Here is a 21433-nt window from a genome sequence, read left to right as displayed (position 1 = left end):
TGGGCCGATCCGTGTGGATACGACCCGAAACATTATTACTTGCTTGAGCATGCATGAAATCATAGAGGTAGATGCCTACGCAAGCATGAATTAGACTGGCCGTCGAACCACTCCAGGCAGCCCCCACACACCAGCCCACGAGAGGCCACCATGACCGGCATCGACGCGATGCACACCTGGCGGGAGTTGAGCCGCCGGCTGCGCGTCGCCAACGAAACCCTCGAACCCGTACTGCGGAGCGTCGGAATCGGCAGCGCGGCCGACTTCGAGGTGCTGGAACTCCTCACCCGCTCCCCACAGGGGGAACTGCCCCAGCGCAAGGTGCAGGAGGCCGTCGGGCTCAGCCAGTCCGGCTCCAGCAGGCTGGTCACCCGGCTCGAACGCGGCGGCCTGCTGCGCCGCACCACCTCCGAGACCGACGCCAGGGCCTCCCTGCTCAAGATCACCGACGCCGGGCGCGCGCTCGTCTCCAAGCACCGCAACGCGTACGAGCAGCGCGTCCGCGAGGAGCTGACCGCGCTCACCGGCGATCTGCTGACCCTGCCCGCCCTCGCCCCGGCGGCAGCGGCTGCGGCGACTGCAGCGGCTGCGGCGACTGCGGCGGCTGCGGAGAAGGGCCAGGCGCTCAGCGGCGGCAACGAGAACTCGGTGGACGCCGGCTCGCTCGGCGGACTGCTCCAGTTCGGCGAGTCCCTGCTCTCCCTCGGCTCGGGCGCCATCACGGTCGCCGACGCCATCCACGTACGCGACGCCCTCGAACCGCTCATGCTCCTCGAAGCCGCGCAGTACCGCACCGAGCAGGACATCCTCGACTGCGAGGCGATCCTCGCCCGGATGGCCGGACTCCTCGGCGACGGCAAGGCGTTCTACATGGCCGACTGGTCGCTCCACCGCCGTCTCGCCGCCATCTGCCGCAACAAGCTCCTCGGCCAGATCTACGAGAGCCTGCTGCTCACGCTCGAACACCATGTGGACGCCGTCGTGCCCACCGACGGGCTGCGGGACTATCTGCGCCGCCGGCTGGTCGTCCACACCGAGATCATCGACGCGGTCGCCTCGGGCCAGGCCGACCGGGTACGCCAGGCGGCGCACTCCCACGCCATCACGGCGATCGGCTCGCGCACGGAGGCCCCGACGGAGCGGTGACGGGCGGGCGGGGTCCCGGACTCCGGGTCCCTCGACCGGGCCCCTCGACCGGGCGGACTGCTCGACCGGACTGCCGGGCCGGGCTGCTCGACCGGGCTTCTCGACCGGGCCGCCGGGCCGGGCTACTCGGCCGGAATGCTCCGTTGACAGCCGCACCCCGGGGCCGTGCCCCGATCACCGCCCCCGTCTCGCCTGCGTGAAGTCGCCTCCGCCGGGCGCGACTTCGGGAGCGACCTCCCGAAGTCGCGAGCCAGGCGCGCCCTCGCCGCCCACTCGACTCACCCGGCCCACGCGGCTCATCCGACTCCCCGCTCACTCGGAGCCAACCGGAAGGTCCCGAACTCGCCTTATCCGCCTGGGATATGGCCTGTCTTCCAGAATTCGGGGCTTTTGAACCCTTGATACGTAATGGGTCTCGCACATCCCGGCCGCCACGGCGGCTCCGGGTACGGCGGGTCCCATCCATGGCTCAACTAGGCCGTGTCACAAGGCACTTGACGCCGATCCCCCCATCAACGACGGGCGATTCCCGGCCACCTCGGCCACGTAACTTCATGAACATTCCGTTCTCATCTATTGAAATGCGCATGAGGACGAAGATACTTCCGTGGTGTGTGAAGCCGTTCGACCAGAACGGATCCTAGGGAGGACGCAGTGACCCTGTTGCACACCACCCGTACCCGGCGCAGACGCCTGGGCGTGGCCGCGGCCGCGGCCGGACTGTTGGCGACTCTGCTGACGGCCGGTCCCGCCGCCGCCATCCCCGACCCCGGGGACAGCCCCATGCAGAAGAAGGAGGTGTCCTCCGGCCAGGCGGCCGAGGCCCGTTCCGCCATCCAGAGCGGTGACATACCCGGCGTGGACGAGATCGTCCGCACCAAGAACATCGAACATGTCACCAACATCCCGAAGGACGCCCTCCGGGACTACAACACGGACATCGCCTTCCAGGGCAAGTACGCCTACGCGGGCAACTACGACGGTTTCCGGATCTTCGACATCAGCAACCCGAAGTCGCCCCGGACCGTCGCACAGGTGCTCTGCCCCGGCAGCCAGAACGACATCTCGGTCTCCGGGAACCTGCTCTTCCTGTCCACGGACTCCTCCCGCAGCGACAACTCGTGCGCCAGCACGTCGCAGTCCGCCACGGTGAAGGACTCGTGGGAGGGCATGAAGATCTTCGACATCAGCGACAAGCGCAACCCGAAGTACGTCGCCGCCGTCGAGACCGCCTGCGGTTCGCACACCAACACCCTGGTCCCCACCAAGCGTGACGTCTACATCTACGTCTCGTCGTACTCGCCCAACGCGGCCTTCCCCGACTGCCAGCCGCCGCACGACGGCATCTCCATCATCAAGGTCCCGCGCAAGGCCCCCCAGCAGGCCAAGGTCGTCGCCTTCCCCGTCCTGTTCCCCGGCGAGGGCCCCAACGGCGGCGGCAACCCGGGCGCGCCCACCAACCCCGGCGTCTCCAGGACCACCGGCTGCCACGACATCACGGTGCTCCCCTCCAAGGACCTGGCCGCCGGCGCCTGCATGGGCGACGGCATCCTGTTCTCGATCAAGGACCCGGAGCGGCCGAAGGTCATCGACGTCGTCCAGGACAACGCGAACTTCGCGTTCTGGCACTCGGCCACCTTCAACCAGGGCGCCAACAAGGTCGTCTTCACCGACGAGCTCGGCGGCGGCGGCACGGCCACCTGCAACGAGCGGACCGGCCCCAAGCGCGGCGCCAACGGCATCTACGACCTGGTCGGCAAGGGCGACAAGCGCAAGCTGGTCTTCCGCAGCTACTTCAAGATCCCGCGCCACCAGGCCGACACCGAGAACTGCGTCGCCCACAACGGCTCCATCATCCCGGTCAAGGGCCGCGACCTCATGGTCCAGGCGTGGTACCAGGGCGGTGTCTCCGTCTGGGACTTCACCAACTCCTCCAAGCCCACCGAGATCGGCTACTTCGAACGCGGCCCGATCTCCGCGTCGACCCTGATCCTGGGTGGTAGCTGGTCGGCGTACTACTACAACGGTTACGTCTACTCCAACGACATCGCCAAGGGCCTCGACGTCCTGAAGATCAACGACAAGCGTACGGACCCGGCCAAGCGGGTGTGGATGGACGAGCTCAACGTCCAGACGCAGCCGGACTACTTCAAGGACTTCAAGAAGTTCGGCGACGATGACGACGATGACGACGACCGCGGTCACGGCCACGGTCGTGGTCACGATCACGACGACGACTGATCCCGGTAGGTCCCACGGGTCCGCCTGACCCGTCGGGCCGAAACCGAACCGGCCTCGCGCCGGAGTCGGAACCGGACCGGTCTAGTGCCGGAGTCGGCGCACGTGCCGCCGGGCGGGATTCCCGCCCGGCGGTTCGCCGTCTGTCCGGGAACGACGGACTCCGCCGCCCCCTGCTCGGGCACCCGGTCGCCGAGCCACGCTGCCCCCGCGCTTCCTCACCCCTCACCCCTCGCGGCCCGCCGCCGGATCAGGGGAATCGGACCGTCACGGTGAGGCCGCCGTCGGGGCCCGGCTGGGCTTGGGCCGTCGCGCCGTGGGCTTCCGCGATGGAGCGGACGATGGACAGTCCGAGGCCGTGACCGGTGCCGACGCGGTCTCGGCCCAGGCGGCGGAAGGGTTCGAAGAGGTCGTCGATCCGGTCGGGGTCCACGGGGCGGCCGGTGTTGGCGACGGTCAGGGTTCGGCCTTCCAGGGTGACCGCGACATGGCCCCGAGGGCGGTTGTACCGCAGGGCGTTGTCGATCAGGTTCGAGACCAGATGGCGCAGGAGTAGCGGGTCGCCGGACAGGCGGAGCGGGCCGCCGATGGAAGTGCGCAGTTCCAGGTGCTTGTCGTCGGCCGCGGAGCGCAGTCCGGCGGCGGTGGTCGCGGTGATCTCGGCCAGGTCGACGGGTTCGGTCCCCTCCAGGCCGCGGTCGCTGCGGGCCAGCAGGAGGAGGGAGGCGATGAGCCGTTCGGCGTCGCGGTTGGTGCTCAGCAAGTCGTCGCGGACCTCGCCGAGATGGCCGGGCAGGGGGTCGGCGAGACCGACCTCGATACTGGCGCGCTGGGCGGCGAGCGGCGTGCGCAGTTCGTGGGAGGCGTTGGCGACGAACCGGCGCTGGCTGTCGAAGGCGCGCTGGAGCCGGTCGAGCATGGTGTCGAAGGTGTCGGCGAGGCGGTGGAGTTCGTCGTCCGGGCCGGTGAGGGCCAGGCGTTCGTCCAGGTTCATATCGCTGATACGGCGGGCGGTGTCCGTCACGGCGGCGACCGGCTTCAGCGCCCGGCCGGCCAGCCACCAGCCGGTCAGTCCGGCGAGGATTGCCATGATGACCAGCCCGATGCCGGACCACAGGAGCATCTGGTCCAGGGCCGCGTCCTGCACCGCCTGCACCGTCGTCTTCACCATGCGGATGGAGACGCCATCGTCGCCCGGCGAGGTCTGCCCGTCTACCTCCGTCCGCCCGAAGGTGTCGGGAGACCGGGTCACCGGTGAGGCCACGCCGTCGAGCGGCTCGTAGAAGGGCTGCATTTCGATGCTCTCGACCTCCTGCGCCGTGCCGTACCGGGCGAGGATCACCACGAAGGCCAGCAGAACCGCTCCGGCCAGGAGGAACAGCGCGCTGAAGGCGGCAGCGAGCCGTGTGCGGAACGGCAGCCGGGACAGGGCGCGGCGCGGGTCGAGGATGCCGGGACGTTTCACCGCAGCGGTCCGGGTGTGCCGTACAGCAGATAGCCGAGGCCGGTGTCGGCGGTGATGGTGTCGGGGCCGCCCAGTTTGCCGCGCAGTCGGCTGATGGTGGCTCGTACGGTGGTGGTGCGCGGGTCCATGTGCTCGTCCCAGATCGTGCGGACCAGGTCCTGGTGGGTGACGTGCCGGCCGCGGGCCTCGAGGAGGACCTGGAGTACGGCGAACTCCTTGGGGGTGAGTCTGACCGGGCGTCCGTCCACATGGACCTCCCGCCGGGCCAGATCCAGGGTGATGCCCTCGTGGCACAGCGCGGCCGGTGGCGGTTTGGGGGCCCGCCGGGACAGCACGCGCACGCGGGCGACCAGTTCGGCGAAGTCGAAGGGCTTGGCGAGATAGTCGTCGGCGCCCAGCTCCTGGAGGCCGTACACCTTGTCCGTCACCTCCCCGGCGGCGGTGAGCATGAGGATGCGCGGGGGGTTCTGGAGTGCGCGCAGCCGCCGGCACACCTCGTCGCCGGTCATCACCGGCAGGTCCCGGTCGAGGATCAGCACGTCGTAGTCGGTACGCAGGCACATCTGCTCGGCCTCGTCACCGGCGGCGGCGACATCCACCGCCATCGACTGCCGGCGCAGACCGGTCGCGATGGTGCGCGCGAGCACCTCGTGGTCTTCGGCTACCAGGACCCTCATAGCCTCCAGGGAACCAGACCGGCGATTGCAGGCACGTAAAGCACGCTCGTCGGCGCGGTGCCCGGTGCGTCTGTCACACCCCGGTCCACCAGCGACTTTTATCTCCCTGTAACGGCCCTTACCCGGCTGCAAACGCCGTTCTGCTCTGCTGGCGGCCATGAATTTCGTCAAGAGGGCCGCGTACAGCCTCGTCGCCCGCAAGGGGAAGACGTCGATCCTGCTCGGGATCTTCGTCGTGGTCTGCTCGCTGCTGCTCGGCGGGTTTCTGCTCCAGGGGGCCACCACCCAACAGGAGGCGGAGGCGCAACGCCGTATCGGTGTCGACGTCACCGTGCGGGGCGAGGGGCTCACCGCCCAGAAGGCCGCGAAGCTCGGGGCCTCGCCCCTGGTGGAGCGGTATAACACGATGCTGCGCGGGGTCCCGCGGGCACCCGGTTTGAAGCTGGTGGAGTCCACCGAGCCGCGCCCGTCCGACGCGAAGCCCGAGGGGAACGGGCCGGGCCTCAACGGTGTCCGTGAGACGGAGATGCTCCTCGAGTTCGCGTTCGGCCGCGTCCGGGTGGCGGCCGGGCGGGGGATCACCGCAGCGGACGCGAATCGCGACGTGCTGGTGATCGACAAGCAGGCAGCCGACAAGAACGGGCTGACGGTCGGCGACCGCGTCACCCTGGCCTCGCCGGACGGCCGTACCCGGAAGTCGTTCGAGGTCGTGGGCGTCTTCGAGGACCCGGCCGCGGGCCCGCCGCCCAGCGTGTGGATGCCGCCGGCGGAGATCCCCGCCAACCAGATGTACGCGCCGACCGGCGCGCTGCGTGCCCTGGGCCTGGGCGAGCGGCCGTCCGAGGCGGTCTACAAGATCCGCTCACCGGAGCGGGCTCAGGCCCTGCACGCCCTGGCCGAGCGGGAGCTGGGCGCGGGCAAGGACTTCAGCTTCAACGTCAACGACAAGGCGTACCGCGACCAGGTCCAGCCGCTGCAACGGGTGGGCGCCTTCGCGAACGCCGTGGTGTGGCTGATCGCCGTGGCCGGCGCGGGGATCCTGGGTCTGATCGTCACCCTGACGATCCGGGAGCGGCGGGACGAGCTGGGCATGCTCCTCGGGCTGGGCGAGAAGAAGTGGAAGCTCATCGGACAGCACACGGTCGAGGTGGCCGCGGTGGCCGCCCCGGCCCTGGTGCTCGCCGCCGTCGCCGCAGGGCTCTTCAGCGACCGGATCGGAGATGTGCTGCCGGACCAGGAGGCCACGGACGGGACCGCGATGTCCGCCTCCCAGACCGAGTCCCTGCCCCGTCCCGAGGTGCGGATGACGCCCGGTGATCTCGGCAAGGTCGCCGGAACGAGTCTGGGGATCGCGCTCGTCGCCACCGTCATTCCGGGCATCGGCATCGTCCGGCTGCACCCCCGAACCATCCTCACCGACAGCGACTGACCACCGGTGACCACCCGACTGGCAACCGCCGGACCGGTGACCGCCCGACGGGCGACCACCGACCGGTGATCGCGAAAGACAAGGACCTGGCAAGAGATGAACTTCCTCAAACGCGCGTGTCTGAGCCTGTGGGCACGCAAGGGCAGAACCCTGGTGATGCTGGCGACCTTCCTGGTCATGTCGGTCATGGTCCTCGGCGGTGTCCTCATCAACGACGCCACCGCCCGCGCGGGCGAGCAGGCCAAGCGGAAGATCGGCGCCGATGTCTCCCTGGCCATGGCCCTGGATTCCCTGGGCCTCGGCGGTGGCGGCCTGCAGGCCCCGCAGATCAGCACCGACGTCGTGGACAAGCTCGGTAAGTCGCCGCTGGTGGACTCGTACAACTACGACTCCCACGACGGCGCCCAACTGGTCGGCGGCACCAAGATCACGGGTAAGAGCGTGGACGAGTCCCGTCCCGATTTCGTCCTGCCCAGAGGGGTCCTGGACTCCAGGCTGATGCCCGACTTCGCCAGCGGCAAGTGGAAGCTGCTCGCCGGAAAGCCGATCACCGCCGCCGACAAGAACCGCAACGTCGTCCTGATCGAGGAGCGCCTGGCGAAGAAGAACCGCCTCAAGCCGGGCGACAAGATCACACTCGCCCCCAACGAGCCGAAGAAGAATCCCAACGCGGAGTTCACCGTCCAAGGGGTCTACCGCGACCCCTCCAACGAACTCGACCCTGAGTTTTGGGATTCCCCGGGGGACCGGCTGATCACGCCGACGCACGCGTTCGCCCGGTTCAACGGGCAGAAGTCGGGGGCGACGCAGATCGGTGCTGCCAGCTTCAAGCTCAAGGACCCCGCGACGTTCGATGACTTCACCTCCTGGGCGAAGAAGGAGGCCGGACCCGCCCTGAAAGGCTTCAAGCTCAGCATCAACGACAAGGCCATCCGGCAGATGACCGGCCCGATGGACTCGGTGTCCTCCACCGCCACCATCGCGATGTGGCTCATCGGCATCTCGGGCGCCGCCGTCCTGTCACTGCTGGTGACCCTCGCGGTCAAGCAGCGGACCAGGGAGTACGGCGTACTGCTCGCCCTGGGCGAGAACAAGGCGAAGGTCATCGCACAGCAGACCGTGGAGATCGTCGCGGTCGCCGCCCTGGCCATCGGGCTGAGCGTGCTGTTCGCCGAACCGCTCACCCAGAGCGCGGGCAACTCCCTGGTATCCGGCGAGGCCGCGGCGGCGCAGAAGGAGATCGACTCCTGGAAGCCGCCGCCGCCGGGCTCAACCGGCGTCGACGAGGGCACCGACTGGGACAAGGAGCCGGTCCCGGACGCGAACCCGATCGACAAGATCACCGTCCGCCTCGACAACGGCTCCCTGGCCACCGTCGTCGGGACCGGCCTGGGCATCGCCCTGCTGGCCACCGCGATACCCGCCTCGTCCGTCCTGCGCCTGAACCCCAAGACCATCCTGACGAAAGGCAAGTGACCGTCATGCCTTCCCAGACCCTCACCACCGCCACCGCGCCAGTCCTGCGGCTCTCGGGCATCAGTCACACCTACACCGGGCAGCGCCGCCGGACCACCGTCCTCAAGGACATCGACCACGACTTCCACCGCGGCACCTTCTACGCCATCCTCGGCCCCTCCGGCAGCGGCAAGACCACCCTGCTGTCCCTGGCCAGCGGCCTGGACGCGCCCACGAAGGGCAAGATCAGCTTCGACGGCACCGACCTCGCCGGCATCGGACTGGGCCGCTACCGCAACCGGCACGCGGCCACCATCTTCCAGCAGTACAACCTGCTCACCTATATGACGGCCGTGCAGAACGTCACCACCGCCATGGAGATCACCGGCTCCAAGGTCCGGGGCAAACGGGGTCACGCCCTGGAAATCCTCGAACGGATCGGACTGGACAGACAGCAGGCCACCAGCAACGTGCTGCGGCTCTCCGGCGGGCAGCAACAGCGCGTCGCCATCGCCCGCGCACTGGCCTGCGACGTCGACATCCTCTTCGCCGACGAACCCACCGGCAACCTCGACGAGGACACCGCCGCCGGGATCATCGAGATCTTCCAGGAACTGGCCCATGAGCAGAACAAATGCGTCGTCGTCGTCACGCACTCCCAGCAACTGGCCGCGGAAGCCGACGAGACGCTCACCCTGCGCAAGGGACGGCTCTCCAACACGGAGCGCCGCCGCTGACCCGGGAGTCCGGAATCCCCTGCCGTCCGGGAGCGCGAGCCGTCCCAGGGCCCGCGCCCCGGCCATGGGCCCGCGCCCCGGCCATGGGCCCGCGCCCCGGCCGTGGGCCCGGTCAGCCGATGCCGAGGCTACGGCCGCCGTCGACGATCAGGTTCTGGCCGGTGACGTACCCCGCGTGATCACTGAGGAGGTACGTCACCGCCGAGGCGATCTCGTCCCGGTTGGCGTGCCGTCCCACCGGGATCTTCGCCAGATTGGCCCGGTACTCCTCCGGGTCGGGGAACAACTGGCCCACCGCCCCCGTGTCGTCGGTCAGTCCGGGGGTCACCACGTTCAGCCGGATGCCGTGGCTCCCCCACGCCAGGGCCAGCGACTTGGTCATCGCCAGCACACCCGCCTTGGCGCTCGCCGAATGCGCGGTGTCCGCGCCCCCGTAGAGCGCCGGTGTGGTGCCGATGCTGACGACGGAACCGCCGCCGCCCCGTTCGATGAGATGTCTGCCGACGGTCTGGGTGCAGTGCCAGGAGCCGTCCAGGACGATCCGTACGACCGCGTTCCACGCGTTCGGCGACATGTCCTCCGGCCGGACGCGGAAGTTCCCGGCCGCGTTGTTGACCAGATGGTCGATCCGGCCGTACCGCTCCACGGTCTGTGCCATCACCTCCTCGACCCGGTCGCGGTCCCGGACGTCGGCCGCGAAGGCGTGGGCGCTGCCGCCCCGGTCGCGTACGGCCGAGGCGACCGCCTCCACCGGCTCGGGGCGGCGGCCGATCAGCACGGTCGTCGCGCCCAGGGCCGCGAGGTGGTACGCGATCATCTCGCCGATCCCGGAGCCGCCTCCGGTGATCACGGCCACCCGCCCGTCGAAGGAACCGGACGGCAGCATGTTCGCGGCGGGGTCGCTTACGGCGGGGCCGATTCCGGCGGGGCTGTTTGCGGCGGGGCCGCTTGCCGCGGGGCTGATTCCGGAGGGGCTGCTTCCGGAGCCCGTGCTCTTCTCCGTTCCGGTGCTCACATCAACCGCCCGCCGGTCACTTCGAGGACCCCTCCGGTGATGTAGCTGGAGAGGTCGGAGGCGAGGAAGAGCACGACGTTCGCGACCTCGGACGGCTCGCCCGCGCGCTGGAGCGGGATGTCCTTCTCCCGTGCGGCGAAGATGTCCTGCCGCATCGCGGCGGTCATGGGGGTACGGATCAGCCCCGGCTGGACGGCATTGACCCGGATGCCCAGATGTCCCAGCTCCTTGGCGGCCGACTTGCTCAGGCCGACGATGCCCGCCTTGGCCGCCGCGTAGTTCGTCTGGCCGGGGTTGCCGACCTTCCCGGAGAGGGAGGAGATGTTGACGATGGCTCCGCTGCCCTGGCCGCGCATGACGGCCGCCGCCTCGCGGGTGCCGAGCCAAGCCCCCTTGAGATGGACGTCCACCACGACCTGGTAGTCGTCCAGGGTCATCCTGCGGATCGTCATATCGCGGGTGATGCCCGCGTTGTTGACCATCACGTCGACCGTGCCGAACTCGGCCGCGCAGGCCGCGACCGCGCCCCTGACCTCGTCCTCGCTGGTCACATCGCAGCGTACGGCGATGGCTGAACCGCCCGCGGAGGTGATCCGGTCGGCGACGTCCTGGGCCCCGAGGAGGTCGACGTCGGTGACGACGACTCGGGCGCCCTCCTTCGCGAACACCGTCGCGGTGGCCTCGCCGATGCCCCGGGCCGCCCCGGTGACCACGGCCGACCTGCCTTCGAGCAGACCCATCAGGCCCACCTTCTCTCTCGTTCTCGTTCTCGTTCTTGTTGTCGCTGTCGTTCTTGTCGTCGCCGTCGCTGTCGCTGCTGCCGCTGCTGTCGCTGTCGTCACAGTCATTGGTGTCGTCAGGCGCAGGTGTTCGGCGGTCCGGCTCAGGCCGACAGGGTCGCCTCGGAGCCGAACAGGGCCGTGACCTGGCTGGACAGCACTCCGCCATTGCCGTGCGCGAGGGCGACGTCCACGTTGGGGATCTGCCGCTCTCCGCACTCGCCGCGGATCTGGCGGACGGCCTCGATGATCAGGAAGATCCCGTACATACCGGGATGGCAGTAGGAGAGCCCGCCGCCGTTGGTGTTCACCGGGAGCACACCGCCGGGCGCGATCCGCCCCTTCTCGACGAACGCCCCGCCCTCGCCCTTGGCGCAGAACCCCAGGTCCTCCAGGAACAGGATCGTGTTGATCGTGAACGCGTCGTACAGCTGGACGACGTCCACGTCCGCCGGGGTGAGCCCGGCCGCGGCGAACGCGCGCCCACCGGAGACGGCCGCGGCCGTCGTGGTCAGATCCGGCATCTGGCTGATCGTCTGATGCGAGGTCGCCTCGCCGACGCCCAGCAGATATGCGGGCTCGCGCGGCAGATCGCGGGCGCGCTCGGCGCTCGTCAGCACGACCGCGCCACCGCCGTCGGTGACCAGACAGCAGTCCCGCACGGTCAGGGGCGAGCTGACGGTCCGTGCGGAGAGCACCTGCTCCACGGTCAGCGGATCCCTCGCGTACGCCTTGGGGTTCAGCCGGGCCCACTCGCGGGCGGCGACGGCGACCTCCGCGAGCTGCTCCCTGGTCGTCCCGTACTCGTACATATGACGCGAGGCGGCCAGCGCGTACATCGTCACCGGGAACCGGGGGCGGTACGGCTCCTCGTACGGGTTCAGCCGGGTGCGGACCACCAGCTTCCCGGCGGCCGAGCGCTGAGTGCTGCCGTACGCGATCAGCGCGACCTCGCACAGCCCGGCCTCGATGGCGCCGGCCGCGTGCAGCAGATGCGAGACGAACGAGCTGCCGCCGACGAGGGAGCCGTCCAGATAGCGGGGGCGGATCCCCAGGTACTCGGCGGTGTCCAAGGGCGCTGCCGGGTAGTTGGAGGAGGCCGTGAAGAGACCGTCCACGTCACGGGTCGTCAGCCCGGCCTCGGCGAGGGCCGCGTGGGCGGCCTGCCCGATCAGATCGAGCGGGGTCGGGCCGGGGCCGACCTCCCCCAGCGCCGACTCGGCGACGCCGACGACGGCCGTACGGCCGCGCAGTCCCGCGCTCATGCGGTCTCACTTCCCTCGGACGTGTTGTCGGTGTCGGTGTTGGTGTCGGTGTCCGTCTCGGTGTTGGTGTCCGGCTCGGTGTCGGCGGACAGGGTGAACACGACCACGGGTTCGCCCGACTCCTCGATGAAACGGGCGCGTACGGTCGAGCCGATCGCCACGGACTCGGCCGGCGTCCCGTCGACGCGGCTCATCATCCGGAACCCCTCCGCCAGATCGACCAGCACGACACTGCGCGGCTCGGCATCCCGCTCCGGCAGGGCCGAGGCGGCGTAGACGACGCCCGCTCCCGCGCTCTCGCGCCACTCGGGGGCGTACCGGCCGCAGTGCGCGCACAGCACACGCGGATAGAACTGCGCCCGCTCACAGTCGGGACACCGCTGGTAGAGCAGCCGGCCTTCGGCGAGACCGGCCCGGTACGCGGTCCCGGGGTCGGCGGGGCCTGGGTCGTGGGGCATGGGGACCTCCAGGGGGTGCGGGAAGTTCGGGAAGCTCGAGAAGCTACGGGGAGGGGGAGTCAGCGGCCGTGGAAGACCGGGCGGCGCTTGGCGAGGAAGGCGCTCGTTCCTTCGGCGAAGTCCTCGGAGCCGATCAGCCGGGTCTGCGCCGCGCCCTCCATCCGGAGCGCGGTCTCCAGCGCCGGGGGCCCGCCCGCGAGGATGCGCTTGGTCTCGGCCTGCGGCAGCGGGGCCGACCCGAGCAGCCTCCGGGCCGCCTTCCTCGCTTCGGCGAGCGCCGTACCGGGGGCGCAGAGCCGGTCCACCAGGCCCCACTCCGCCGCCTGGTCCGCGTTCACCACCTCGCCGAACAGGAGCATGGCCTTGGCCCGGCCGATGCCCGTCCGCGCGGCCAGCGTGGCGTGCAGCCCGCCGTCCCCGGTCAAGCCCACCCGGCCGAACGGGCAGCACAGGGTGGCGTCCTCCGCGGCCACGATGTGGTCCGTCGCGGCGACCAGGCCGAGACCGACGCCGTACGCCCGGCCCTCGACGGCGGCGATCACCGGCTTGGGACCGGACGCGATCAGCCGGATCACCTGGGCGACGACGTCGAGCCGGGGCCGGGCGATCTCCGGGTCTGTGGTCATCGCGCCCACGTCGCCCCCGGCGCTGAAGTCCCGCCCCTCGCCGGTGAGGACGAGGACCCGGACGCCGGGGTCGTCCATGGCCTGGCGCAGGGCGTCCCGGAGGCGGGCGCGGCCGATGTCGTCGAGGGCGTTGAGGCGGCCGGGGCGGGAGAGCGTGAGGACGCGTACGGCGTCCTCGTCGTCCACCAGGATGCGGGCCGAACCGTCCGCGTCGCCGCCTCTGATGTCGGTTCCGGTGTCCTTTTGGGTTCCGGTGTCCTTCTGGGTTTCGGTTCCGGTTGCAGTTCCGGTCTCGGTGTCAGTTCCGGGCATCGCCCGCTCCTTCCGTTACGGCGTGTCGGCGTCGGCGGCGCTGTCGGAGGAGCTTGCCGCCTCTCTCGTGGACAGCCGGTCCCGTAGCTCGGTCTTGAGGATCTTGCCGACGCGTGAGATCGGCAGCGCGTCCTCGATGTGCACCTCATGGAGCCGTTTGACGGCCGCCACCTGTTCGTTGACCCAGGTCATCAGCTCCGGCGCGGTGACCGGACCCCGCAGGACGACGAAGGCGACGGGCAGTTCGCCCGCGGTGCCGTCCGAGCGGCCGACCACGGCGGCGGTGGCCACCGAGGGATGGCGCAGCAGGACTTCCTCCAGCTCGCGCGGGTACACGTTGTAGCCCTTGTAGATGAGCATGTCCTTGAGCCGGCCGGTGACATGGAGGTCCCCGTCGGCGTCCTGATGTCCCAGGTCGCCGGTGCGCAGCCAGCCGTCGGCGAAGGCCGCCGCCGTCTCCTCGGGCCGGTTGAGGTAACCGGCGGCGATCTGGGGGCCGTTCACCCAGATCTCGCCGCGCTCGCCGTGGGGCAGGACCGTGCGGCCGTCCTGCGGGGAGCGGATCTCGATGCGGGTGCCGGGAAGGGGGATTCCGCAGCTTCCCGGTTTGTGCGGGGTCGTGGCGGTGTAGGGCACGGCGCTGACGACGAGGGTCGCCTCCGTCATGCCGTACGACTGGCAGACCCGCGCGGCGGGGAACAGCTTCTCCAGCCGGGCCGCGACCGTGGCGGGCAGGGGCGCCGAGCCGCATCCCAGGGCGCGTACGGAGGTCAGATCGCGGGTCGCGGGGGCGGGGCCGTCCAGCAGCATGGCGAACATGGCGGGCGCGCCCAGGACGTGCTGGACGCGGTGCCGCTCGACGAGGTCGAGGAATCTCGCGGCGTCGAAGCGGCGCATGGTGGTCAGCGTCGCGCCCGAGGCTAGGTGCTGACTGATGCCGACCAGGCCCATGGAGTGGAACAGGGGTGCGGCGGTGAGGACTTCGAGGTCCCCCGGACGGAGCAGGAATCCGGCTCCGGGCAGCGGTTCGAGGACGATTCCGCCCCGGCTGTCGGCGGCGGGCCGCGAACCGGTGCGCCAGCAGGCGTACTGGAGGGTCTGGGCGGTGAGGTTGCGGTGCAGGACGCGTACGCCCTTGGGGGTTCCGGTGGTGCCGCCCGTGTAGACGAGATGGGCCACGTCGTCGCCGGTGATCCCGGTCTGCGGGGGCGCGTCGGCGAGAGTCTCGGGGAGTGGGACGCGGATCGGGGCGGCGTCGGGGCGGTCCGTACCGTCCGAGCTGTCCGAGCTGTCCGGGCCGTTCGGGCCGTCGCCGTCCGGGTCGGCTCCTTCCCGTACGAGGACGAGCCGGACGGCCGTCCCCGCGAGCTTCGCCGACGCGTTCGCCCCGGCCTCGGTCAGCAGCGCGATCGCGCCGGAGTCCAGCAGCTGACGGCGGGCCTCGTCGTCCGTGAGCATCGGGGAGAGCGGGGTCGCGGTCGCTCCGGCGAGGAGAATGCCGTAGTAACCGATCGGGTACGCGGGCCCGTTGCCGAGCTGGACGGCGACGACGTCGCCGCGCTCCACCCCGTGCTCCCGCAGCGTGTGGGCGATGGCGCAGGCCCTGCCGTACAGCGCGGCGAAGGACACCTCCTCGCCCTCGTGGCGCAGCGCGATCCGGTCGCCGTAGCGGTGGGCAGAGCCCGCGAGCACGGCGGTGACCGGAGCGTTGTAGCCCTCGATGGCGGGCGGCAGCGGATGGGGCCAGGCGGGGAAGGTCCGGTGACCGGGGAGCGTCTCGTGGTCGTGGGTCATCGCGATTCCGTCCTCACAGGCCGATGGACTTGGCGATGATGGACTTCATGATCTCGTTCGACCCGCCGTAGATCCGGGAGACCCGCGCGTCCGCGTAACGGCGGGCGATCGCGTACTCGCGCATGTATCCGTAGCCCCCGTGCAGTTGGAGGCACTCGTCGGCGATCCGGCCCTGGAGTTCGGTGGTGACGAGCTTGGCCTTCGCCGCGTCCGCCGCCGTCAGCTCGCCGGCCTCCAGCTCCATCAGCGCCCGGTCCACGAGGTGGCGCCCGGCCTCGGCCTGGGCGGCGAGCGCGGCGAGGGTGAAGCGGGTGTTCTGGAAGGAGGCCAGGCTCTGTCCGAACACGCGGCGGGAGTTCACGTACTCGACCGTCTCGGCGATCATCGCCTCGCCCATCGCCTGGGAACCGACCGCGATCGACAGCCGCTCCTGCGCCAGATTCGCGGTGAGGTGGGCGAAGGCCCCGCCCTCTTCGCCGAGTACGTTGCCGACCGGCACGCGGACATCGGTGAAGAACAGTTCGGTGGTGTCCTGGGCGTGCAGGCCCAGCTTGCGCAGTCGGCGGCCTCGAGTGAAGCCGGGCATGCCGTCCTCGACCACGAAGAGGGTGAGTCCGCCTCTGCGGTCGGTCTCGATCTTCGCGGTGCGCGCCACGACGATGACCAGACCCGCGTGGGCACCACCGGTGATGAAGGTCTTCGCTCCGCTGAGCACCCAGTGTTCGCCGTCGCGTACGGCGGTGGTGGTCATCCCGGCGAGGTCCGAGCCCGTGCCCGGCTCGGTCATGGCGATCGCGCCCATGGTCTCGCCGGAGGCCATTCCGGGCAGCCAGCGGGCATGCTGCTCGGCGGTGGCGAGGTGCAGGAAGTAGGGGACGACCACGTTCATATGGAGATTGATCTGCCCGAGGAAGGTGGCGCCGCGGGCGATCTCCTCCGTGACGACGGCGTTGTAGAGGAAGCCGGGCTCACCGCCGCCTCCGTACTCCTCCGGGATCTGGAGTCCCAGCAGGCCCGCCTCGCCGAGCCTGGGGTACAGCTCGCGCGGGACGATTCCCTCCTCCTCCCAGCTCTCGGCGTACGGCTCGACCTCGTGCGCGAGGACCTTCCGTACCGTCTGCCTGAAGGCGTCGTGGGTGTCGTCGAAAAGGGTGCGTCGCATGTTCCTGTCTCTCCTTCCTCGCTGCTGTCCGCCGGTGTCGCCGTCAGAGGCGCTGCCCGCCGGTTCGGGTGTCGCCGGTTCGGGTGTCGCCGGTGCTCAGGTCCCGGTGTAGACGGGGGCACGGCCTTCCTTCGCCGCGGCCAGCGCCTCGGCCGAGTCGTTGGTGGCCTGCACGACGGCGAAGTGCGAGGCGATCAGATCGAGGCTCGTGCGCAGATCGTTTGCGCGGAGCCCCTGGTGCACGGCTCGCTTGATCGCGGCGAGCGCGACCGGCGGGCCCGAGGCGAGCCGGCGCGCGAACGCCAGTGTCTGGTCGAGGAGTTCGCCGTCCTCGTACACCCGGCTGACGATGCCGAGCCGCAGTGCCTCGTCGGCGTCGACGAAGTCGCCGGTCCACAGGAGTTCGAGCGCGCGTGCCGTGCCGACGATGCGGGGCAGGTAGTGGCAGCCGCCGTCACCGGGGACCAGGCCGACCTTGACGTATCCCTCCGAGAACCGGGCCGAGCGTCCGGCGAACCGGATGTCGCACATCAGGGCCATGTCCATCCCCGCACCGACGGCGGCGCCGTTGACGGCGGCCAGGAGGGGCTTGTCGAGCGCGTCGACCGCGTACGCCACTTTGTGGACGCGGTCGGTGAGCATACGGCGGCGGGCCAGCGGGGTCCGGTCGACGCCGTTCAGCTCGTCCAGGTCCACCCCCGAGCAGAAGGAGCGGCCGGCCGCGGAGAGGACGACGGCCCGTACGCGGTCGTCGCGGGCGGCGTCGGTGAGGGCGTCGGCCCAGGCGTCGATCATGTCGAAGGTGAAGGCGTTGTGGCGGTCGGGGCGGTTGAGCGTGATCAGCCCGACGCCGTGGTCGTCCACCGCGTAGTCAAGCGCCATCTGTTGTCTCCTGTGTTTCCTGAAAGGTCGATGACTGTCTGAGGGGCCGGGATCGCTGGATCCGCTGGATCCGCTGGTGGGGCCGGAAGGCCGCGCGGCCGCGCGGCCGCGATTCGGTAGGGCCCGACGAGTCAACGACGGGTGGTGGGGCTTGGGCTGAGGCGTCGGGCTCGGCTGATCCGAGGTGCTCGGCTGGTTCGCCGTGCTCGGCGGGTCCGAGGTGCTCGGCGGGTTCGTGGTAGGCGGCTGGTCCGTAGTGCTCAGTCGGCGAGGAGGTCCCAGAGCCCGCGCCCGTGCCGCTCCGCGAGGGCGGACAGCCGGGCCGCCCAGTGGTGTTCGTCGCCGTAGTCGTCCCGCCACTGCCAGAGGGCACGTGTGCTGATGTGGAGCGGGTGTTCCTCGGTGAAGCCGATCGCGCCGTGGATCTGATGGGCGGCGGCGGCGATCCTTCCGGCCGTCGCCGACGCCTGGATCTTGGCGACGATCGCCGCCGCCTCGGCTCGCTCCGGCGCGGCCGACCGGTCGTCCGCGGCGGCGAGGGCCGCGTCCACGGCGACCCCGGTGGTGACGACCTCGCCCGCGCACTGGGCCAGCAGATGGGCGACCGCCTGGAAGCGGTGGAGCGCCCGGCCGAACTGCTCCCGCTCCCCCGAGTAGCCCGCTGCCTGGTCCAGCGCCGCCGCGGCGGCTCCGTGCAGTTCGGCGGAGCGCAGCAGGGCGGCTCTGAGGCGGGCCTGGCCCGCCGTGGGCAGATAGCGCGAGCTGACGCCGGGAAGCGCGGCCAGGGCGGTGGTCTCCCCCACCGGTTCGCCAGTGAACGTACCGCCGACGTCGTCGTTGGCTAGTTCGCGTACGTCGGCGCTCCGCCGGTCGGCGACGATCAGGCGGGGGTGGTCGAGGAGCACGAGATGGTCGGCGAAGGGGGCCCACGGCAGCCGGACCGCCTGCTCGCGCGGGCCGCCCGACCGGTCCGGGGCTTCCGTGCCGTCGGTGCCGTGCGCGCTGTCCGGGCCGGCTGTTCGGCCCGCGTCGCCCACGTTGACCGGACCGCCCGTGCTGTTCGTGCTGTACGCGGTGTCCGTGCCGTACGTGCTGTCCGTGCCGTACGTGCTGTCCGTGCCGTCCTGGATCCAGCCGAAGGCGAGCGGCCCTTCGGGGATCTCCGCCCCCGCCCAGGCGCAGGACCACGCGCCGAGCAAGGTACCGACCAGGGGCAGTCTGACCCCCGCGTACGCGCAACGCCGCAGCACCACCGCCGCCTCGGCGAGGCCGCCGCCCGAGCCTCCGCTGTCCTCCGGAATGGAGAGCAGGGTGAACCCGCCCTGTTCCAGCGCGTCCCACAGCCGTCTGCGGCCCTCGGGCTCCTGGGCCTTCGCACCGTGCCGGTGCACGATCTCGGCGACCGCGTCGTCCAGGGCGCCGAAGTGGTCGGCGTCCCGCTGCGGCGCGGTGACGGTGGTGGTCACGGTGGGGGTGCTCCCGGTGGTGGTCGCTGTGGTGGTCATCGCAGTCCCATTCCTCGGGTCACCACACCGCGGAGGATCTCCGTGGTGCCGCCGCGCAGGGTGAATCCCGGCTGCTGGAGGACGGCTTGGCGCAGCAGCCGGTCGGTGTCGGGGTCGGTGGGGCCGGGGCGGCCGTGCCGACTGCGGCGTACGACGTCGACAACCTCGCCCTCGAACCGGGTGCCGAGGTCCTTGGCGAGGGCGGCGGCCACGTCCGGGGCGTGCCCGCCGCTCAGTTCCACGGCCACGGACGCGGTCAGCCGGCGCAGCGCGGACAGCCGGGCGAGCGCGAGGCCGAGCCCGACGGGGTCCCCGCCGCCGCCGTGAGCCGCCCGGCCGTCGGCTCCCTCACCCGTTCCGTTTCCTGTTCCCTCGCCCGTGCGGCCGTCCGCGTCCACGCCATCCGTGTCCGCGCCACCCGTGTCCGCGCCGACCGCCCCCGCACGGACAGCCCCCGCACCGACCGCTCCCGCGGCGATCTCGTCCAGATGGGCGAGGAGCAGCGGTGCGGTGGACAGGACGCGTTCGGGACCGCTGCGCTCGTAGGCGAGTTCGGCGTTGATCTGCCGCCAGCCCTCGCCGATCCGGCCGAGCACCATCGTGTCCGGTACGAACACGTCCTCGATGACGACCTCGGCGAAGTGGGCCTCGCCGTTGATCAGCCGGATGGGCCGGACGTCGATGCCGGGGTCGGCGAGGTCCAGGATCAGCTGGCTGAGCCCGTCGTGGCGGCCGGTGCTCTCGTCGCGCGGTGTGGTGCGTACCAGGGCGGTCAGATAGTGGGCGTGGTGTGCTCCGCTGGTCCAGATCTTGCGTCCGGTGACCCGCCAGCCGCCCTCGGCCCGTACGGCACGGGTCCGTACCGAGGCGAGATCAGAGCCGGAGTCGGGTTCGGACATGCCGAGGGCGAAGTGCGTACGCCCGGAGGCGATGGCGGGCAGGAAGCGCTGCCGCTGCTCCTCGGTGCCGAAGCTCAGCAGTTGGGGCGCGGTCTGGCGGTCGGCGATCCAGTGGGCGGCGACGGGGGCTCCGGCGGCGAGGAGTTCCTCGGTGACGACGAATCGCGCGAGCGCTCCGGCTTCCCGGCCGCCGTACGCGGCGGGAACGCTCATGCCCACCCAGCCACGGGCGGCGAGCCGTTCGCTGAAGGCCGGGTCCCAGCCGATCAGCCAGTTGTCGCAGCGCGGGACCCAGTGCCCGGCGGCGATCTCGTCGGCGACGAAGGCGCGGACCTCGGCCCGCAGCGGTCCGGCGCCGGCCAGCCGGTGTCCGTACAGGGACAGGCGCTGGTGCGGGGTGGTGCTCATGGCGCTCCCAGGACGGTGACGGCGGCGACCGCGCCGGGGCCGCCGAGGTTGTGGGCGAGGCCGCGGCGGGCGCCGGAGACCTGGCGCTCCCCGGCCCGGCCGGTGATCTGGTCGGTGATCTCGGCGACCATCCGTACGCCGCTGGCGCCGACCGGGTGGCCGCAGGACTGGAGACCGCCGGAGACGTTGACGGGGATCTCGCCGTCGGCGCGGGTGGTTCCCGCCATCAGCTCGGCCGCGCCTCGTCCGCGCGGGAAGAGGCCCAGGTCCTCGGTGTTGACGATCTCGGTGATGGTGAAGCAGTCGTGGCACTCGACGAGGTCGAGCTGGGCGCGCGGGTCGGTGATGCCCGCCTGCCGGTAGACGGCGTCGGCCGCGTCGCGGGTGGCCCGGAAGCCGAGGAAGTCGTTGTCGCCCCGGAACAGGGCCGGGTAGTAGCCCGCGTACGAGGCCACGGAGATGCCCTCGATCAGGGCGTAGTGGTCGGCGTGCCGCTCCGCCCAGCGGCGGGAGGCGACGACGACGGCCGCCGCTCCGTCCGTGGTGGGGGTGCAGTCCAGCAGTCCGAGCGGCTCGGCGACCTCGGGCGCGGACAGGACCTGGTCCGCGCTGATCGCGGTGCGGAAGTGGGCCTTGGGGTTGTGCACGGCATGGGCGTGGTTCTTCACCGCGACCTCGGCGAGCACCTCGCGGCCGTATCCGTACTCGTGCAGATAGCGGGCGGCCACCAGCGCGAACTGGCCCGGCGCGGTACGGCCTTTGGCGAGCACGGGGTGGGACTGCTCGACGGTCTTGGCGACGAGCGAGCCGCGCGGCGGCACGTCGCGCATCTTCTCCGCGCCGATGGCCAGGGCCACTTCGTACTCGCCCGAGGCGACCGCCAGCGCCGCGCCCCGCACGGCTTCCATGCCGGTGGCGCAGAAGTTGCTGACGCGGGTGACCGGGCGGGGCGCGAAGCCGAGGGCTTCGGTGACGGCCGCGCCCGAGTCGCCGACGAGGGCGGCCAGTTGCGGTTCGGCGGTGCCCAGCCAGGCGGCTTCGACGCGGTCGGGGTCCACGGCGGCGTCCGCCATGGCCGCCGTGGCGGCCTCGTGGACGAGGCTGATGTACGAGCGGTCGTACAGGACGCCGAAGCGGGTCACTCCGGTGCCGATGACGGCGACCTCACGGGACAGCGGCAT

At 70.9% G+C, this 21433-nt stretch carries 18 protein-coding genes; 5 read left to right on the top strand and 13 right to left on the bottom strand.

Annotated elements, in window-relative coordinates; genetic code table 11:
- The first annotated feature begins 150 nt into the window (after window positions 1-150).
- Together ACWEFL_RS25875 and ACWEFL_RS25870 are read left to right on the top strand one after the other, a co-directional pair.
- Window positions 151-1146 (top strand): FCD domain-containing protein, encoded by a 996-nt coding sequence (locus ACWEFL_RS25875; protein WP_451716839.1) that lies wholly within the window; start codon window positions 151-153, stop codon window positions 1144-1146.
- 654 nt (window positions 1147-1800) lie between these two features.
- A complete protein-coding gene (locus tag ACWEFL_RS25870; RefSeq protein ID WP_451716837.1) occupies window positions 1801-3387 on the top strand; it encodes an LVIVD repeat-containing protein in 1587 nt (528 codons plus the stop codon).
- A 247-nt stretch (window positions 3388-3634) separates the two neighbouring features.
- Here ACWEFL_RS25870 and ACWEFL_RS25865 read toward each other — a convergent pair whose 3' ends face one another.
- Window positions 3635-4849 carry a sensor histidine kinase gene (locus ACWEFL_RS25865; protein ID WP_451716835.1) on the bottom strand — a complete coding sequence of 405 codons (1215 nt, stop codon included), beginning with the start codon at window positions 4847-4849 and terminating at the stop codon, window positions 3635-3637.
- On the bottom strand, window positions 4846-5526 hold the full coding sequence (locus tag ACWEFL_RS25860) for a response regulator transcription factor (protein WP_451716833.1): 681 nt from the start codon (window positions 5524-5526) through the stop codon (window positions 4846-4848). The genes ACWEFL_RS25865 and ACWEFL_RS25860 overlap by 4 nt, the downstream gene beginning before the upstream one ends.
- Before the next feature lie 157 nt (window positions 5527-5683).
- On the opposite strand from ACWEFL_RS25860, the gene ACWEFL_RS25855 reads away from it, so the two are divergent.
- The 3 genes from ACWEFL_RS25855 to ACWEFL_RS25845 all read left to right on the top strand — a co-directional run bounded on the left by ACWEFL_RS25855 (window position 5684) and on the right by ACWEFL_RS25845 (window position 9147).
- Window positions 5684-6955, top strand: a complete 1272-nt coding sequence (locus ACWEFL_RS25855; protein WP_451716832.1) for an ABC transporter permease — start codon at window positions 5684-5686, stop codon at window positions 6953-6955.
- A 96-nt stretch (window positions 6956-7051) separates the two neighbouring features.
- Window positions 7052-8431 (top strand): ABC transporter permease, encoded by a 1380-nt coding sequence (locus tag ACWEFL_RS25850; RefSeq protein ID WP_451716830.1) that lies wholly within the window; start codon window positions 7052-7054, stop codon window positions 8429-8431.
- Between the two features lie 5 nt (window positions 8432-8436).
- On the top strand, window positions 8437-9147 hold the full coding sequence (locus tag ACWEFL_RS25845; protein WP_451716828.1) for an ABC transporter ATP-binding protein: 711 nt from the start codon (window positions 8437-8439) through the stop codon (window positions 9145-9147).
- Between the two features lie 112 nt (window positions 9148-9259).
- On the opposite strand, the gene ACWEFL_RS25840 is transcribed toward ACWEFL_RS25845, so the two are convergent.
- The 11 genes from ACWEFL_RS25840 to ACWEFL_RS25790 form a co-directional block, all read right to left on the bottom strand.
- Window positions 9260-10162 carry an SDR family oxidoreductase gene (locus tag ACWEFL_RS25840; protein WP_451716826.1) on the bottom strand — a complete coding sequence of 301 codons (903 nt, stop codon included), beginning with the start codon at window positions 10160-10162 and terminating at the stop codon, window positions 9260-9262.
- The gene (gene fabG / locus ACWEFL_RS25835; RefSeq protein WP_451716825.1) at window positions 10159-10902 is read right to left on the bottom strand and encodes a 3-oxoacyl-ACP reductase FabG; all 744 of its coding nucleotides are present in this window, start codon (window positions 10900-10902) and stop codon (window positions 10159-10161) included. Before fabG ends, ACWEFL_RS25840 begins: the two co-directional genes overlap by 4 nt.
- A gap of 143 nt (window positions 10903-11045) precedes the next feature.
- Window positions 11046-12206, bottom strand: a complete 1161-nt coding sequence (locus ACWEFL_RS25830; protein WP_451716823.1) for a thiolase — start codon at window positions 12204-12206, stop codon at window positions 11046-11048.
- A complete protein-coding gene (locus tag ACWEFL_RS25825) occupies window positions 12203-12664 on the bottom strand; it encodes a Zn-ribbon domain-containing OB-fold protein (protein ID WP_451716821.1) in 462 nt (153 codons plus the stop codon). The genes ACWEFL_RS25830 and ACWEFL_RS25825 overlap by 4 nt, the downstream gene beginning before the upstream one ends.
- Window positions 12665-12723: 59 nt before the next feature.
- Complete coding sequence (locus ACWEFL_RS25820) at window positions 12724-13602, bottom strand: enoyl-CoA hydratase/isomerase family protein (protein WP_451716819.1); 879 nt, start codon at window positions 13600-13602, stop codon at window positions 12724-12726.
- 15 nt (window positions 13603-13617) lie between these two features.
- The gene (locus tag ACWEFL_RS25815; RefSeq protein WP_451716818.1) at window positions 13618-15396 is read right to left on the bottom strand and encodes a class I adenylate-forming enzyme family protein; all 1779 of its coding nucleotides are present in this window, start codon (window positions 15394-15396) and stop codon (window positions 13618-13620) included.
- Between the two features lie 13 nt (window positions 15397-15409).
- Window positions 15410-16558: an acyl-CoA dehydrogenase family protein gene (locus ACWEFL_RS25810; protein ID WP_451716816.1), complete on the bottom strand. Its 1149-nt coding sequence runs from the start codon at window positions 16556-16558 to the stop codon at window positions 15410-15412.
- A gap of 96 nt (window positions 16559-16654) precedes the next feature.
- Window positions 16655-17440, bottom strand: coding sequence for an enoyl-CoA hydratase/isomerase family protein (locus ACWEFL_RS25805; protein WP_451716814.1), 786 nt, complete (start codon window positions 17438-17440; stop codon window positions 16655-16657).
- A gap of 260 nt (window positions 17441-17700) precedes the next feature.
- Window positions 17701-18945, bottom strand: a complete 1245-nt coding sequence (locus tag ACWEFL_RS25800) for an acyl-CoA dehydrogenase family protein (protein WP_451716812.1) — start codon at window positions 18943-18945, stop codon at window positions 17701-17703.
- Window positions 18942-20252: an acyl-CoA dehydrogenase family protein gene (locus ACWEFL_RS25795; RefSeq protein ID WP_451716811.1), complete on the bottom strand. Its 1311-nt coding sequence runs from the start codon at window positions 20250-20252 to the stop codon at window positions 18942-18944. Before ACWEFL_RS25795 ends, ACWEFL_RS25800 begins: the two co-directional genes overlap by 4 nt.
- A complete protein-coding gene (locus ACWEFL_RS25790) occupies window positions 20249-21433 on the bottom strand; it encodes an acetyl-CoA acetyltransferase (RefSeq protein ID WP_451716809.1) in 1185 nt (394 codons plus the stop codon). The genes ACWEFL_RS25795 and ACWEFL_RS25790 overlap by 4 nt, the downstream gene beginning before the upstream one ends.

The organism is Streptomyces sp. NPDC004838 (assembly GCF_053600955.1).
The sequence above is the reverse complement of the archived record's forward strand: the minus strand, read 5'-3'. Positions and strand labels throughout refer to the sequence as shown.